Source organism: Kluyvera sp., assembly GCF_965301105.1.
In genome coordinates this window covers 1-15,363 of sequence record NZ_CBDKZX010000086.1, presented here as the reverse complement: position 1 = coordinate 15,363, position 15,363 = coordinate 1, and the positions used below count along the sequence as shown (strand labels likewise).

The 15,363-nt window shown below is 53.2% G+C and carries 13 protein-coding genes and 1 tRNA gene; 9 read left to right on the top strand and 5 right to left on the bottom strand.

Features of this window, described 5'->3' with window-relative positions:
• Positions 1-10 precede the first annotated feature (10 nt).
• Positions 11-454 (bottom strand): DNA polymerase III subunit chi, encoded by a 444-nt coding sequence (gene holC / locus ACW14G_RS19665; RefSeq protein WP_163445785.1) that lies wholly within the window; start codon positions 452-454, stop codon positions 11-13.
• A gap of 113 nt (positions 455-567) precedes the next feature.
• Positions 568-2,079 (bottom strand): leucyl aminopeptidase, encoded by a 1,512-nt coding sequence (gene pepA / locus ACW14G_RS19660; protein WP_064546996.1) that lies wholly within the window; start codon positions 2,077-2,079, stop codon positions 568-570.
• 267 nt (positions 2,080-2,346) lie between these two features.
• On the opposite strand from pepA, the gene lptF reads away from it, so the two are divergent.
• Both lptF and lptG read left to right on the top strand, forming a co-directional pair.
• Positions 2,347-3,447, top strand: coding sequence for an LPS export ABC transporter permease LptF (gene lptF / locus ACW14G_RS19655; RefSeq protein ID WP_163445784.1), 1,101 nt, complete (start codon positions 2,347-2,349; stop codon positions 3,445-3,447).
• Positions 3,447-4,529: an LPS export ABC transporter permease LptG gene (gene lptG, locus ACW14G_RS19650; RefSeq protein ID WP_163445783.1), complete on the top strand. Its 1,083-nt coding sequence runs from the start codon at positions 3,447-3,449 to the stop codon at positions 4,527-4,529. The genes lptF and lptG overlap by 1 nt, the downstream gene beginning before the upstream one ends.
• A 169-nt stretch (positions 4,530-4,698) precedes the next feature.
• Here lptG and ACW14G_RS19645 read toward each other — a convergent pair whose 3' ends face one another.
• Positions 4,699-6,198, bottom strand: coding sequence for a helicase HerA-like C-terminal domain-containing protein (locus ACW14G_RS19645; protein WP_163445782.1), 1,500 nt, complete (start codon positions 6,196-6,198; stop codon positions 4,699-4,701).
• Positions 6,199-6,332: 134 nt separating this feature from the next.
• On the opposite strand from ACW14G_RS19645, the gene ACW14G_RS19640 reads away from it, so the two are divergent.
• Positions 6,333-7,970 (top strand): dihydroxyacetone kinase subunit DhaK, encoded by a 1,638-nt coding sequence (locus tag ACW14G_RS19640; RefSeq protein WP_249022398.1) that lies wholly within the window; start codon positions 6,333-6,335, stop codon positions 7,968-7,970.
• Positions 7,971-8,015: 45 nt separating this feature from the next.
• Here ACW14G_RS19640 and ahr read toward each other — a convergent pair whose 3' ends face one another.
• The gene (ahr, locus tag ACW14G_RS19635; RefSeq protein WP_167577010.1) at positions 8,016-9,035 is read right to left on the bottom strand and encodes an NADPH-dependent aldehyde reductase Ahr; all 1,020 of its coding nucleotides are present in this window, start codon (positions 9,033-9,035) and stop codon (positions 8,016-8,018) included.
• Between the two features lie 203 nt (positions 9,036-9,238).
• Between ahr and ACW14G_RS19630 the strand changes: the two genes are divergently transcribed.
• The 6 genes from ACW14G_RS19630 to ACW14G_RS19605 all read left to right on the top strand — a co-directional run bounded on the left by ACW14G_RS19630 (position 9,239) and on the right by ACW14G_RS19605 (position 14,703).
• Positions 9,239-9,323, top strand: a tRNA-Leu gene (locus ACW14G_RS19630).
• Positions 9,324-9,545: 222 nt separating this feature from the next.
• A complete protein-coding gene (locus tag ACW14G_RS19625) occupies positions 9,546-11,243 on the top strand; it encodes a tyrosine-type recombinase/integrase (protein WP_455648735.1) in 1,698 nt (565 codons plus the stop codon).
• Positions 11,244-11,498: 255 nt separating this feature from the next.
• A complete protein-coding gene (locus tag ACW14G_RS19620; RefSeq protein ID WP_023182605.1) occupies positions 11,499-11,981 on the top strand; it encodes a helix-turn-helix domain-containing protein in 483 nt (160 codons plus the stop codon).
• Between the two features lie 6 nt (positions 11,982-11,987).
• On the top strand, positions 11,988-13,256 hold the full coding sequence (locus ACW14G_RS19615) for a type II toxin-antitoxin system HipA family toxin (RefSeq protein WP_049106859.1): 1,269 nt from the start codon (positions 11,988-11,990) through the stop codon (positions 13,254-13,256).
• Between the two features lie 421 nt (positions 13,257-13,677).
• Positions 13,678-13,944 (top strand): hypothetical protein, encoded by a 267-nt coding sequence (locus ACW14G_RS19610; protein WP_023155464.1) that lies wholly within the window; start codon positions 13,678-13,680, stop codon positions 13,942-13,944.
• Positions 13,945-14,055: 111 nt separating this feature from the next.
• Positions 14,056-14,703, top strand: coding sequence for an HNH endonuclease (locus ACW14G_RS19605; RefSeq protein WP_455648734.1), 648 nt, complete (start codon positions 14,056-14,058; stop codon positions 14,701-14,703).
• Between the two features lie 6 nt (positions 14,704-14,709).
• Here ACW14G_RS19605 and ACW14G_RS19600 read toward each other — a convergent pair.
• Positions 14,710-15,363 (bottom strand): 5-methylcytosine restriction system specificity protein McrC (locus tag ACW14G_RS19600; RefSeq protein WP_455648733.1); only part of this gene is annotated, 654 nt, incomplete at its 5' end.

Genomic DNA, 15,363 nt, shown 5'->3' with positions numbered 1-15,363 from the left:
GTCTTTTCCATTATTTCCAGGTTGCCGTATTCAGGTTAAAACCAGCCACGCGGTAGGCTTTGTAGCGATCGCGTGCGAGTTGTTTCAGAGTTTCTTCGTAAGGGACGAAGTCTACCACTTCTGTGAAAGCGGTGGCAAAATCTGCAAAGTTTACCCGCAGACTTATCAGTATATCCCGTGGGCTGCTGTTGCGCCTGGCAGGCCAGGCGATCTCCACCGGCGCACCGCCTCTTGGGCCTTCGCCCGCCAGGTTATGCGGCACAAAACTTTCCGGAGGGCGGCTCCACAGGGCTTCATCCAGGCGAATGGCCTGCTGCTCGTCTTCGCAGGCGATCAGCACGCGCTTGCCCGCGCGCCAACGTTCTGCGGCAATTTCACACACCAGTTGTTCGACGGCGCTAAGCTCGTCGACGGTGGTGTCATTGTCCAGAAGATAGAACGTCGCATTCTTCATATATGGGGCTTCTTGTGGTGGATTTAAATCGCCCCCTGACTCCCTTCCCGAACGCGGGGAAGATTGGTTCCCTCTCCCCAGTGGGGAGAGGGTTAGGGTGAGGGGGTTGTGCCTTACTCTTCGCCGTTAAACCCGGCGCGGTTCAGCAGGAACTGCGACAGCAGCGCCACCGGACGACCGGTTGCGCCTTTGGCCTTACCGGAGCGCCATGCGGTGCCCGCGATGTCCAGATGCGCCCAGTTGTACTTACGGGTAAAGCGCGCCAGGAAGCAGCCTGCGGTGATCGCACCGCCAGGACGGCCGCCGATGTTGGCCATATCCGCGAAGTTAGACTCCAGCTGTTCCTGATACTCATCACCCAGCGGCAGACGCCACGCGCGGTCACCCGACTGCTCGGACGCGCCAATCAGTTCGTGCGCCAGCGGGTTGTGGTTCGACATCAGACCGGTGATGTGATGACCCAGGGCAATCACGCAGGCGCCGGTCAGCGTCGCCACGTCGATAACCGCTTCCGGCTCGAAGCGCTCAACGTAGGTCAGCACGTCGCACAGCACCAGACGGCCTTCGGCGTCGGTGTTCAGGACTTCAACGGTTTGGCCAGACATGGTGGTTAGCACGTCGCCCGGGCGATACGCGCGGCCACCCGGCATGTTTTCACAGCCCGCCAGCACGCCGATAACGTTAATCGGCAGCTGAAGCTCGGCAACCATACGCATCACACCGTATACCGCCGCCGCGCCACACATGTCGTACTTCATCTCGTCCATGCCTTCGGACGGCTTGATGGAGATGCCGCCTGAGTCGAAGGTCAAACCTTTACCGACCAGCACAATCGGACGAACGTCTTCAGATTCAACGCCTTTATACTCGATGACCGACATCAGTGATTCGTTCTGCGAACCGTTGCCGACCGCGAGGTAGGAGTGCATTCCCAGCTCTTTCATCTGCTGTTCGCCGATGACGCGGGTGATGACATTTTTGCTGTAACTGTCTGCCAGCTGACGCGCCTGTGAGGCCAGATAGGCGGCGTTACAGATGTTCGGCGGCATGTTGCCGAGGTCTTTCGCCGCCTTGATACCGGCGGCAATGGCCAGACCGTGCTGAATCGCTCGTTCGCCGCTGGTCAGTTCACGGCGGGTTGGCACGTTGAAGACCATTTTACGCAGCGGACGACGCGGCTCGCTTTTGTTGGTTTTGAGCTGGTCGAAGCTGTACAGCGTCTCTTTCGCGGTTTCAACCGCCTGGCGCACTTTCCAGTAGTTATTGCGCCCTTTAACGTGCAGTTCGGTCAGGAAGCAGACGGCTTCCATTGAACCGGTGTCATTCAGGGTGTTGATGGTTTTTTGAATGACCTGCTTGTACTGGCGTTCGTCGAGCTCGCGCTCTTTGCCGCAGCCAATCAGCAGAATGCGTTCTGACAGCACGTTCGGTACGTGGTGCAGCAATAAGGTCTGCCCCGGTTTGCCTTCCAGTTCGCCGCGACGCAGCAGCGCGCTGATATAACCGTCGCTGATTTTATCGAGCTGTTCGGCGATGGGAGAGAGCCGACGTGGTTCGAATACGCCTACGACGATACAGGCACTCCGCTGTTTCTCCGGGCTACCACTTTTTACACTGAACTCCATGCACTACGCTCCTGAATCTTAAAGACAACGGCGGTGGCTACGGATAGAATTGCAAGCTTACGTAACTCATTTCCGCTGTTGCGGTGACTTCGTGTTAATCTTAACGTTATTACGGTCCTGGCACGTCAGAACAGGTCATGAAACGTGAAACCGCTGAGTCATTTAATCTTAGCGATGATTTCGACGACTCAAGAGAATAAATGACGTTTAAGCCATGAAACAAGCTATTTTCCTGCAATAAGACGGGTTTTTACGGGCGTATTTATAGTGATAATCATACGATATCTGGTGCGGGAGACGCTAAAAAGCCAGCTTGCCATCCTCTTCATCCTGCTTTTGATCTTCTTTTGTCAGAAACTGGTGAGGATCCTCGGCGCGGCGGTTGATGGTGATATCCCGACAAACCTGGTTCTCTCTTTGCTGGGGCTCGGCGTGCCTGAAATGGCGCAGCTTATCCTGCCGCTGAGCCTGTTCCTGGGTCTTCTGATGACGCTGGGGAAATTGTATACCGAAAGTGAAATTACGGTGATGCACGCCTGCGGCCTGAGTAAAGCCGTCCTGATTAAAGCGGCGATGGTACTGGCGCTGTTTACCGGCATCGTCGCGGCTGTCAACGTGATGTGGGCTGGGCCATGGTCCTCTCGCCATCAGGATGAAGTGCTCGCCGAAGCGAAAGCTAACCCCGGCATGGCGGCGCTGGCGCAGGGCCAGTTCCAGCAGTCAACCGATGGTAACGCGGTGTTATTCATTGAAGGTGTGAATGGCTCAAGCTTCCATGACGTCTTCCTGGCGCAGCTGCGGCCAAAAGGCAGCGCGCGTCCTTCGGTGGTTGTTGCCGATTCCGGTCAGCTCTCGCAGCATAAAGACGGCTCTCAGGTGGTGACCTTAAATCAGGGGACTCGATTTGAAGGTACCGCTATGCTGCGCGACTTCCGCATCACCGATTTTAAAAACTATCAGGCGATTATTGGCCATCAAGCGGTAGCCGCCGACCCGACCGATACCGAGCAGATGAGCATGAGCACGCTGTGGAATACGGACAATAACCGTGCTCGCGCCGAGCTGCACTGGCGCCTGACGCTCGTGCTGACAGTGTTCATTATGGCGCTGATGGTGGTTCCGCTCAGTGTGGTTAACCCGCGTCAGGGACGAGTGCTTTCGATGCTGCCAGCGATGTTGCTCTATCTGGTGTTCTTCCTGCTGCAAACCTCGCTGAAATCGAATGCCGGCAAAGGCAAGCTAGACCCGGCGGTATGGATGTGGGCGGTTAACCTGCTGTATATCGCGCTGGCCGTGGCGCTGAACCTGTGGGACACCGTCCCAATGCGTCGTCTCCGCGCCCGCTTGACCAATAAAGGAGCGGTATAATGCAGCCATTTGGTGTACTAGACCGCTATATCGGTAAAACCATCTTCACCACCATCATGATGACGTTGTTCATGCTGGTGTCGCTGTCCGGCATCATCAAGTTTGTCGACCAGTTGAAAAAGGCCGGGCAGGGGAGCTATGACGCGCTGGGCGCGGGTATCTATACCCTTCTCAGCATGCCGAAAGACGTGCAAATCTTCTTCCCTATGGCGGCGCTGCTTGGCGCGCTGCTGGGGCTGGGGATGCTGGCGCAGCGCAGCGAACTGGTGGTGATGCAGGCTTCTGGCTTCACCCGTATGCAGGTGGCGCTGTCGGTGATGAAAACCGCGATTCCGCTGGTGCTGCTGACCATGGCGATGGGTGAATGGGTCGCACCGCAGGGCGAGCAGATGGCGCGTAACTACCGTGCGCAGCAGATGTATGGTGGCTCGCTGCTCTCAACCCAGCAGGGCATGTGGGCGAAAGACGGCCACAGTTTTGTGTATATCGAGCGTGTTAAGGGCAACGACGAACTGGGTGGCGTGAGCATCTACAGTTTTAACAACGAGCGTCGTCTACAGTCTGTTCGCTATGCGGCTAGCGCCAAATTTGATACCGAACAGAAGGTTTGGCGTTTATCGCAGGTGGATGAATCTAACCTTTCGGATCCGAAACAGATTACCGGTTCACAGACGGTGAGCGGTACCTGGAAAACCACCCTCACGCCTGACAAGCTTGGCGTCGTGGCGCTGGACCCGGATGCGCTGTCCATCAGCGGGCTGCACAACTACGTGAAGTATCTGCACGCCAGCGGCCAGGACGCCGGGCGTTACCAGCTGAATATGTGGAGCAAAATATTCCAGCCGCTTTCCGTAGCGGTGATGATGCTGATGGCGCTGTCATTCATCTTCGGCCCGCTGCGTAGCGTGCCGATGGGCGTGCGCGTGGTGACAGGGATTAGCTTTGGCTTCGTGTTCTACGTGCTCGATCAGATCTTCGGCCCGCTCACGCTGGTATACGGCATTCCGCCGATTATCGGCGCGCTGTTGCCAAGCGCCAGCTTCTTCCTGATAAGCCTCTGGCTGATGATGAGAAAAGCGTAACCTCTCTTGTAGCCCGGCCAAGCGAAAGCGACGCCGGGTTTTTTATGCCTGGAATGGCTGTATTCCTTTTGTACATTGGCGCTACCCCCGGGGCTCGGGCTACGGGATCGGGATCATGTAGGCCGGATAAGGCGTTTACGCCGCCATCCGGCAAACAAACGGTACGAAACTAACGCCGCCGTCCACCCAGCAGGCTACCCAACATCCCACGCACAATCTGGTTCGTCACCTGACGCACGGCGCTTTTTGCCGCCGTCTGCACCAGACCATCGTGTTTGCCGCCGCGCGGACCGGTGGTGCCGAAGATAATATCTTTCAGCCCGCCAAGTATGCCGTCATCAACGCCCTGCTGACCTTTGGCCGGCGGAGCATCCGCCTGACCTGCGCTGTTCTGCACCCCTTTTTGCAGCATCTCGAACGCCGACTCACGGTCTATCTCATCCTCATACTTGCCATACAGCGGCGAGTTATTAATAAGACCATTGCGCTCGTCGTCGGTGACTGGCCCCATACGTGAACATGGCGCAATCACCATCGCCCGCTCAACGACAGATGGGCTGCCTTTGGTATCAAGGAACGAGATAAGCGCCTCCCCGGTCCCTAACTCCTGAATCGCCTGCTCTGTGTTAAATGCCGGATTAGCGCGCATGGTCTGCGCCGCCGTCTTCACCGCTTTCTGATCTTTCGGTGTAAAGGCGCGCAGCGCGTGCTGCACGCGGTTACCAAGCTGGCCCAGCACCGCATCGGGAATATCCGATGGGTTCTGCGAGACAAAGTAGACGCCCACGCCCTTAGAACGAATCAGGCGGATCACCTGCTCGATTTTATCCAGCAGCACCTGCGGCGCATCGCTAAACAGCAGGTGCGCTTCATCGAAGAAGAAGACCAGCTTCGGCTTCTCGAGGTCGCCGGCCTCCGGCAACTGCTCGTACAGCTCGGAGAGCATCCACAGCAGGCTGGCGGCGTACAGCTTCGGCATCTGGTAGAGCTTTTCCGCGCTGAGGATATTGATGATGCCTTTGCCATTGCTGTCGGTACGCATCCAGTCTTTGATATCCAGCATTGGCTCGCCGAAGAAGTGTTCGGCACCTTGCTGCTCCAGCGTCAGCAGCCCGCGCTGAATAGCCCCTACGGAGGCGCTGCTGATATTGCCGTATTGGTTCTGGAAAGATTTCGCGTTATCGCCGATGTACTGGGTTATCGCGCGCAGGTCTTTGAAGTCCAACAGCAACAGCCCCTGATCGTCGGCAATGCGAAAGATGATGTTTAACACCCCGGACTGCACTTCGTTGAGGTTGAGCAGGCGTGCCAGCAGCAGTGGGCCGAGGTCAGACACTGTTGCCCGCACCGGGTGGCCCTTCTCGCCAAAAATATCCCACACGACTACCGGATTTGCGTGCGGCTCCCAGTCGGTGACACCGATATTGTTCAGGCGCGCCATTAGCTTTTCAGAGGCCAGACCTTCTTTTGCCACACCGGTCAGATCGCCTTTCACGTCCGCCATAAAGACCGGCACGCCAATCTCCGAGAACGACTCGGCCATTTTTTGCAGGGTGACGGTTTTCCCGGTACCGGTGGCGCCGGTAATTAACCCGTGGCGGTTGGCCATATTAGGCAGCAATTCAAGCTGCTTGTCCTGGGTGCGTGCGATCAGCAAAGGTGCGCTCATGGGTAATCCTCCATTTATTCTGCGTCGAGTATAGGCAAAACAACGATAACTCGCGGCAGTAAATTGTCTGTTTTGCGGCGCGTTATCCAGTGCGGACTATGCTTTGCATACGGTTTTCTTTTTTTGGGAAGGTTATGTCCAGATTCTTCTTTAACGATCGCAAACAGCTGGTCGACGATGCGCTGGAAGGCGTAGTGTTATCTGCGCCTCACGGCAACCTGGTTCGACTGGATATCGATCCGGCTATTCGTATTGTGGCTCGCGGTGACTGGGATAAAAGCCGGGTGGCGATTATCTCCGGCGGCGGCTCCGGCCACGAACCGGCGCACGCGGGCTTTGTCGGCAGAGGCATGCTCACCGCTGCCGTATGTGGCGATCTCTTTGCTTCCCCAAGCGTGGATGCGGTACTGAACGCCATCGTCGCGGTCACGGGCGACCGAGGCTGCCTGCTGATTGTCAAAAACTACACCGGTGACCGCCTCAACTTCGGGCTTGCCGCCGAAAAGGCCAAACGCTACGGCCTGAAGGTGGAGATGGTGATTGTCGCCGACGACGTTGCGCTGCCGGATAACAAACAGCCGCGCGGTATTGCGGGCACGGCGCTGGTGCATAAAGTGGCGGGCTACGCGGCGGAGCAGGGTAAATCGCTTAGCGAAGTGCACGAGATAGCCCAGCAGGCCAGCCGGGGCGTGTTCAGCCTGGGGCTGGCGATGGAAACCTGTAACCTGCCCGGTGGAGAGACCGAAGATCGCATTAAGCCCGGACAGGTGGAGCTGGGGCTGGGCATTCACGGCGAGCCGGGTGCCTCGACGGTCAGCAGCCATAACAGTAAACAGCTGATAGGCACGCTGGTTGAGACCCTGAAAGCCTCTGCGGGAGACAACCGTGTGGCGGTGCTGATCAACAACCTGGGCGGCGTGTCGGAGCTGGAGATGGCGCTGCTCACCAAAGAGCTGGCGCATTCCGCGCTGCGCGAGCAGATAGCCTATCTGATTGGCCCGGCGACGCTGGTTAGCTCGCTGGATATGAAAGGTTTCTCGCTGTCGCTGATTGTTCTTAATCAGGTCATCGAAGAAGCGCTGCTGGCTGATGTTGAAACCTCTGGCTGGGTGAAGGCGGTGGCTTTTGCGCCGCTCAGAACCCTGACGCATGCCAAAGTGCACGACGCGTTGGAGGTTCAGCCATCGGAGAACCCACAGGTGCATGCGCTGGTGGCGCAAGCGACGCAGACGCTGCTGGGGCTCGAAGCGCGATTGAACGCGCTGGATGCTAAAGTGGGCGATGGCGATACCGGCTCGACCTTTGCGCTGGGCGCGCAGGATATCGCCACGCAGCTTAAACAGAATGCGCTGCCGTTGAACAACCCGGCGCAACTCTTGCAGCTGATTGGCGAGCGTCTGGCAACGGTGATGGGGGGCTCTAGCGGCGTGCTGATGTCGCTATTCTTTACCGCAGCAGGGCAGGCGTTAGCACAGGGGGAGACGCTACCGGATGCGCTATTGGCAGGGTTAAAGCAGATGAAGTTCTACGGTGGTGCCGCACCCGGCGATCGTACATTAATTGATGCCTTGCAGCCGGCGTTGGAAGCGCTGCGTGACAAGGGGCTGGCAGAGGCGATTGTGGCGGCGCAGCAGGGCGCTGATAGCACGGCGACCATGCAGAAAGCGAAAGCAGGACGCGCATCTTATGTGAACAGCGACAACCTGAACGGCGTGCCGGATCCCGGAGCAGTTGCCGTAGCGGAAGTCTTCGCTGCGTTTGCTAAAGGTTAATGGCGCAGAGAGAAGAACCGGCGGCAGAACGCCGCCGGAGTGACATCAGAAATCAGCCTTCAACACTACACGGTAACGGGCTTTACCGTCACGCACGTGCTGGATGGCGTCGTTGATTTTCGACATCGGGAACAGCTCAGTGATTGGCGCCACTTTGCTGCGACCGGCAAACTTCATCAGCTTGCGCAGTTCGAACGGGTTACCCGTTGCCGAACCGGAGATACTACGGTCGCCGCCAATCAGAGTAAACGCCGGGACCGGCAGCGGCGTCAGCACCGCGCCGACGGTATGGAAGTTGCCGCCCGAGGCCAGCGCTTCGAAGTATGGCTGCCAGTTCAGATCCACGTTGACGGTGTTGATGATCAGATCAAACTGACCCGCCAGCTCTTTGAGCGCCTCCGGCGAACGGCTGTTCACCACGTGGTCCGCGCCCATCGCCCGTACTTCCTGCTCTTTCGACGGATTGGAGCTGAACGCCGTCACCTCGGCACCCATCGCCCGCAACAGCTTAATGGCGATATGCCCCAGACCCCCAATCCCAATCACCCCCACGCGGCTGGTGGCGGTAACGTGATGCATCAGCAGCGGTTTAAAGACGGTGATCCCGCCGCACAGCATCGGACCTGCGGTTTCGATATCAATGTTATCCGGCAGCGGAATAACCCATTGCCAGTCGGCGCGCAGCTTATCGGCAAAGCCACCGTGATTGAGGATGGTCGGCACCGATCCTTCGGTACAGTTGATCTGGTTGCCATCGATACAGGCATCGCAGTGGCCGCAGCTTCGCGCCGTCCAGCCAATGCCCACGCGCTGACCAATTTTCAGCCCTTTATTCTGTGCCGCGCTGCCCAGCGCCACCACGTGACCAATCACCTCGTGGCCTGCAACCAGCGGATATTGAGAGAACCCCCATTCGTTGTCGATCATCGACAGGTCCGAGTGGCAGATCCCGCAGTAATCCACCTTCACTTCAACGTCTTCCGGCAACAGCTCCCCGGCATCGTATTCCCAGACTTCCAGTTCTGCCCCGGCATTTTTCGCGGCGTAGCTTTTTATGATGGACATCGTGTATCTCTCAGTGTGGTGTTGAACTGAGAGTGTAGAGCATGTAAGGGCAGGGCGCTTGGCGGAAGGGGGGATTAAGACGAATGTGACCGCGGTTAAGTTGTGCTGTTTTTTTCAACACTTAGCGAGGTTAACACGCGCTGGTGCTTGCATGGTTGTGTTTGGTAGGTATAATCCACAACGTTTTCCGCATACCTTTCCGTGCCGGAGTGGCGAAATCGGTAGACGCAGTTGATTCAAAATCAACCGTAGAAATACGTGCCGGTTCGAGTCCGGCCTTCGGCACCAAGTGATGCAATAATTAGCTACCTAAGGGTGGCTTTTTTTGTGTCCATTTCCGTCCAGATTCGTCCATATATGTCTGTAATTTAAAGATAATTTATTTTTCAGTAATAACCATTTTTATTTTGTGGTCTTTCCGTGTTGGTCATTTTTCATCCATTGACATCCACGCGATTTGGGGGCCAAATTGGGGGCTTAGACGTAGTTCGATAATAGTGAGGCCCCCAAATGGCACTAACAGATCGCTCTATAGTCCACGCCAAGCCTTGTGGCAAGCCGTATAAGCTCAGTGACTCGCATGGACTTTACCTGCTGGTTAACCCTAACGGTTCAAAACGCTGGTACATCAAGTACCGCTTTGTAAACAAAGAGAAAAAGCTCGCTTTAGGACCTTATCCGCTTTTGACGCTTGCACAGGCAAGACGCATGCGTGAAGAGGCCCAATTACTGCTGATTTCTGGCATCGATCCGAGCGCACACCGAAAGGCTGAACGCCTTGCTATAACGCCGGAACATACGTTTGAGTCTGTGGCACGCGAATGGGTCACCAGTAACGTGAACTGGTCGGCGGAACATAAGAAGCGGGTGCTGCGTTACTTCGAGCTTTATGTGTTCCCCACGAACGGCAACTGTGACATCACCAAAATGAAGGTCAAAGATCTGCTGGTGCCCATCAAGGAGGTGGAGAAAGCGGGCAAACTGGATGTTGCTTCCCGGCTTCAGCAGCGCACTGCCTGCGTGATGCGCTACGCCGTCCAGAACGGCATTATCGATCATAACCCCGCATCAGATTTAACCGGGGCGGTCTCTACGCCCAAAGTACGTCACCACCCGGCGTTGGATCTGAATCTTATCCCTGATTTCCTGGAAAGAATCGACGATTACAAAGGCCGTCAACTGACTCAACTGGCGGTAAAGCTGGCGCTGCTGCTGTTTATCCGCTCCAGCGAGCTGCGCTTTGCCCGTTGGGATGAAATTGACCTGCGTAACGCCATGTGGACAATCCCCGCTGAGCGTGAGCCGATCCCCGGCGTTAAATATTCAGCGCGTGGGGCGAAGATGCACTCCCCACACCTGGTCCCATTGTCCCGTCAGGCCATCGAACTGCTGCACGAGGTGCGGCAGCATTGCCGGCCGGGAACTGAACTGGTGTTCCCCGGTGATCACAATTACCGCAAACCAATGAGTGAAAACACCATCAACAAGGCGCTGCGGGTGATGGGCTACGACACCCAGAAAGACGTCTGCGGCCACGGTTTTCGCACTATGGCCTGTAGCGCACTGGTGGAGTCAGGCCTGTGGTCAAGCGACGCGGTAGAGCGCCAGATGAGCCATCAGGAGCGTAAGCGCGTGCGGGCGGCGTATATCCATAAGGCGCAGCACCTGGAAGAGCGCCGGGAAATGATGCAGTGGTGGGCGGATTATCTGGATGCAAATCGGTTCAGGCATGTTGTGCCGTATGGCTACAAAAAGTCGCCGGGAGGCGCACTCGACCATATGAGTTTCCAGGAGCGCAATGACCGGCAACTGGAGGAGCTGAAAGCCAGAATACTGGCCGACTCGGAATGGCTGACAGCGTCTGAGTTATCGGCAAAAGCAGGTTTTCGTTCCGCCGATCCTGATGCTGGCCCGAAAGGCTGGAAAGCCGCCGGGAAGATATTCTCGCTGAAGGTCGACGGTGAGGATTTGTACCCTGACTATGTCCTGGATGAGAAAATGCGACCTCTTAAGGTTGTCCGTTTGATTCTTTCACTGTTTAAGGAGCGTAAAACACCGTGGGGGCTGGCTATCTGGTTCGGCTCGGCAAACCGCAGATTGAGAGGTGGGAAGCCGAAAGATTTGTTGGTATCAAAGTCCGAGCTGGTTCTGATGGCGGCGCAGGATGAGATGGAGTCGGGGGAGAAGGGATATATTGATTTCTTTTAATGCTGAGTTGCTTATGTACGGGCAGACATTTCTAACCTCTATTACAAACCTCCTCCATGGCGTCTTCTCGTCGCTAACAACTTTACTATGTGATTACAATAAAGTGTAAATATTCTGGCGTTTTTTATGATTTGTTGAAGTAATATTAGCATTGTTTCTTCTTCCCGTACTTACAACCTACAGCTCGTACAGGTTAACTGTTGATATGCTAATATAATGGCATCATCCATATAGAAAAGATAAAATATTATCACTGTGGCTAAAAAAACAGCACCCTTGCTTCCAGAGACTAATCAGTTGCTTGTTGAGTTTGGTGAGCGCCTTAAGCTGGCGCGTCTGAGACGCAAGCTTACAGCAAAGCAGGTTGCTGAACGGGCTGGAATGTCGCCAATGACACTGCGTTCTCTTGAATCAGGGGGAGCTGGTGTGACAATCGGCGCTTACTTGTCTGTTATGCAGATCTTAGGGCTTGAAAAGGATCTAAACAAACTTGCCGCCGAGGATGAGCAAGGACGCCTGCTCCAGGATTCCAGGTTAATAAACAAAACATATGCTTCTCGTCCTTCTGCAGTTACTCGCACAAACAGGCATACCGGGAGTGTGGTAAAACGTGATACGTCCGGTAAGCAATCCATGGCCCCATCAAAAAAATCAGCAAATGCCGAACTAAAAACACCTGCCGCGACATCAGCATCCTTGGCTGCGCTGTTAAAACCAATAAAAAATCCTAAAAGGTAACTGACTATGGCAATGATTGGCGTGTATGCGGACTGGGATGGCCTGCATGGCCCCAGACGGCTCGGCTTTTTGCATAGTCGCCGGACCCGTGCGCGAGAATTATTTGAATTTGAGTACGATCCGGATGCTTTAGCCGATCCCGAGCTTAACTTCCTACAGCTTGACCCTGAAATAGTCTTGTTTGGAGGAGCGCAGTATCCAACACCACCGCGCGATAAATTTGGGGTTTTTGGTGACTCCAGTCCTGACCGCTGGGGGCGAATGCTGATGAAAAGACGTCTGGAACGGGATATTCGCGAAGGGCTTCTGCCTGAAGGGACACAACTGCACGAATCCGATTATCTTCTGGGTGTGCATGATCTTTATCGAGTTGGTGCTCTGCGCTACAAGTTGGAAGATGAAGGCGAGTTTCTTGATAATCGAATGGATGTCGCGGCCCCTCCATTTACCGAAATTGGCGCATTAGAAAGAGCCAGTCGGTCACTTGAGGATGATCCGGATAACAGAGCATTGATGGGCCATGAATGGCTAAGAATGCTAATAGCACCAGGCGGTTCTCTCGGGGGCGCACGACCAAAGGCAAGTGTTGCGGATGACAATGGACATCTCTATATCGCCAAATTTCCGAGTACAAGAGATGAATACGATGTCGGTGGTTGGGAGATGGTTGTTAACGCTCTGGCTGTCGGTTGTGGCCTTAATGTGGCTTCTGCACAAGCGCGAAAATTCGCCAGCGATCATCATTGTTTTATGGTGCGTCGTTTTGACCGTACCGATGCTGGTCAGCGTCTTCATTTTGCATCTGCCATGACGTTGACCCGACACCAGGATGGGGATGATTACTCAACAGGCGTCAGCTATCTGGAGCTTGCTGAAGTTCTCATCAGAAATGGTGCACAGACCAATGCTGACCTACAGGAACTCTGGTCACGCATCGTTTTTAATATTCTGGTTTCTAACTCCGATGATCATTTGCGAAACCACGGATTTATTCTGGTTCCAGGTAAGGGATGGCGACTTTCTGAAGCCTACGATATAAATCCGGTTTCCAGATCTGATGGCTTGAAGCTCAATATAACTGAGGCAGATAACGCGCTGGATCTGGAATTAGCTAGGGAAGTTGCTGAATACTTTCGCCTGAATCAGGCCAAAGCTGATGAGATTATTGCCAGCTTCCGTGGGATAGTCAGCCAGTGGAGAACTATTGCGGACAGCCTTACTCTTCCTTACCGGGAGCAGGAACAAATGGCGGAAGCGTTCAGACGTGCAATGTGAGTAGTAAACTACAAATTATATTTGGAGCACTTTCTTTTATCGCAAGCCGGAATAGCACTTCAGATGGCACTCCGTTGAAGTTATAGGAAGAAAGGTCATTTTGACTGGCGATAAATCCTACTGTAAACCCATATGTTTAAAAAAACGTGTTTTATCGACATATCGCCGCAACGTGTCGATGGAATAAACATGTTTTGGCTATATGTTTAAAAAAATGCTTTTTATCGACATATCCTCAGAAGCTTGGCACAGACTATCACTACCAGAGCGATATCAACCTTTGAGTGGGGTCCATAGCCAGTAAACTTAGGCAGCCTTTTGAAGCGATTGAGAGGTCACCCTACAACGCTTGCAAACGTGAAAAATGCCCCTATTTCATGGCTAATTAACCGCGAAATTCTAGCCATGGAGGATACTACAGATGTTACCCCGGACACACCGCCAGCTCGTAAGCGTTGAAGTGATGTGGCCTGCTCAGACGCTACCACTTCCCCTGCAACAGGTAGTCGAAGCATTGAATCAGGGCGAAACGCCCGATCAGATTATTATCCGCATGAACCAACAGGGCCTGCTGGCGTGGCGTGAGGATGCATCCGCGCAGGATACACACGATATCTTTCAGGTACGGCTGGATAATCAGCATGAGGCTCGGTTTCTCTGCCGCTACGTTACGCTGCCGCTGCACTGATGCCCGTATCCCGGTAATGCGAAATTGAAGAGTGCTGTTTATTACCGGATAAATTAATATGCTATAAAATAAAGAGTTAGCATATGTCGTTTCAGGGATGATGAATTGTAAATGAAGAAGAAACTGCCAGACCAGCTTTCCAGGGAATGCATTATTGCGGCTATGCGCGCCTATGATGAAGGTGTACGCCATCAATTCAGCGAGTCCCGGCTGTATGATGTGGTCTTTGAAGGGGGCAGTTATCCACCGAAAGCGATAGTCGGTATTGCTGCTTCAAATATGACCGGCGTTGAGTTTTCCCCTGAAGATTTTAGTGGTGGTATCAAGTCGAAATGCGTCAAGTTGCTTACCGCTCAAGGGTTCCAGATCGTTGAGAAAAATTTGGGTAACGAGCGGCCCGGTATCAGCATTTTTCCTGATGAACTACCGCCGCATAGCGTATTTACTGAAGGTACCGCTATGCAGGTAACGGTTAACCGCTATGAACGCGACCGTATGGCCCGACAGGCTGCATTAGCCTGGCATGGTTGCCTGTGCAAAGTATGTGGTATTGATATGATGAAGGTGTATGGCGAGATAGCAAAAGGTTTTATCCATATACATCACCTGATTCCGCTTTCAGACATCAAAGAGAATTATTCTCTGGATCCCAAAAAAGATCTTATTCCTGTCTGCCCTAATTGCCATGCCATGTTACATAGAAAAAAACCTCCATTTACTCCAGATGAGTTGAGGGCCTTTCTTCTTCAGAACTATTAGATTAATTCACGGGGTGATGAAAATATTTAATAATTCATCATGAATTTTGTTCCACTCCTGATTTAGATTAAGAGTTCTGAGAGTAATTTTATAATTGTTTATTGTATATGTTTCATTAACACTATCTCCTGTCATTGGATATATAAGAATGCCATCTATGTTCTTATTTTGTTTTGTTTTTTGAAAATCGTAATTATGCAAATAACACATTAATTGATAAAGGTTGTTTGAGCGGAATTTTGCTCTATTGTACCTGTTGGTATACATGTTTTTATAGTATTTGGCATCTATGATAATGGTTTTATTTGCATTTGACATTATTATATCACTTTCCATCCTAGGTAAGAGTTTTAATTCTGGATCAGTATCACTAGAAGCATCCCATTTTATATGCGGTCGGTTTACACTCCAACCAATATATTCTTTTTTCATAAACTGATACAAGAACTCTTGGAATATCCGTGACATTTCACGTTCATCTCGTATAAAATCATAAAAATTAACACGACCTTTTTCTTGCGATATAAAAGATGAAGTGTATACTAATTGGCAAATGGTAATAATAAATTTATAAAATTTATTATTACCATTGAGTTGTATTATTCTGAAAATTTTTGAGTTTAAGTCAATTTCTCTAATAGGACGCATATACTTCAACAC

What these genes read in the sequence shown, in the direction of transcription:
- holC (WP_163445785.1), bottom strand. Translation starts at nt 454, where the DNA reads ATGAAGAATGCGACGTTCTATCTTCTGGACAATGACACCACCGTCGAC.
- pepA (WP_064546996.1), bottom strand. Translation starts at nt 2,079, where the DNA reads ATGGAGTTCAGTGTAAAAAGTGGTAGCCCGGAGAAACAGCGGAGTGCC.
- lptG (WP_163445783.1), top strand. Translation starts at nt 3,447, where the DNA reads ATGCAGCCATTTGGTGTACTAGACCGCTATATCGGTAAAACCATCTTC.
- ACW14G_RS19645 (WP_163445782.1), bottom strand. Translation starts at nt 6,198, where the DNA reads ATGAGCGCACCTTTGCTGATCGCACGCACCCAGGACAAGCAGCTTGAA.
- ACW14G_RS19640 (WP_249022398.1), top strand. Translation starts at nt 6,333, where the DNA reads ATGTCCAGATTCTTCTTTAACGATCGCAAACAGCTGGTCGACGATGCG.
- ahr (WP_167577010.1), bottom strand. Translation starts at nt 9,035, where the DNA reads ATGTCCATCATAAAAAGCTACGCCGCGAAAAATGCCGGGGCAGAACTG.
- ACW14G_RS19625 (WP_455648735.1), top strand. Translation starts at nt 9,546, where the DNA reads ATGGCACTAACAGATCGCTCTATAGTCCACGCCAAGCCTTGTGGCAAG.
- ACW14G_RS19615 (WP_049106859.1), top strand. Translation starts at nt 11,988, where the DNA reads ATGGCAATGATTGGCGTGTATGCGGACTGGGATGGCCTGCATGGCCCC.
- ACW14G_RS19610 (WP_023155464.1), top strand. Translation starts at nt 13,678, where the DNA reads ATGTTACCCCGGACACACCGCCAGCTCGTAAGCGTTGAAGTGATGTGG.
- ACW14G_RS19605 (WP_455648734.1), top strand. Translation starts at nt 14,056, where the DNA reads ATGAAGAAGAAACTGCCAGACCAGCTTTCCAGGGAATGCATTATTGCG.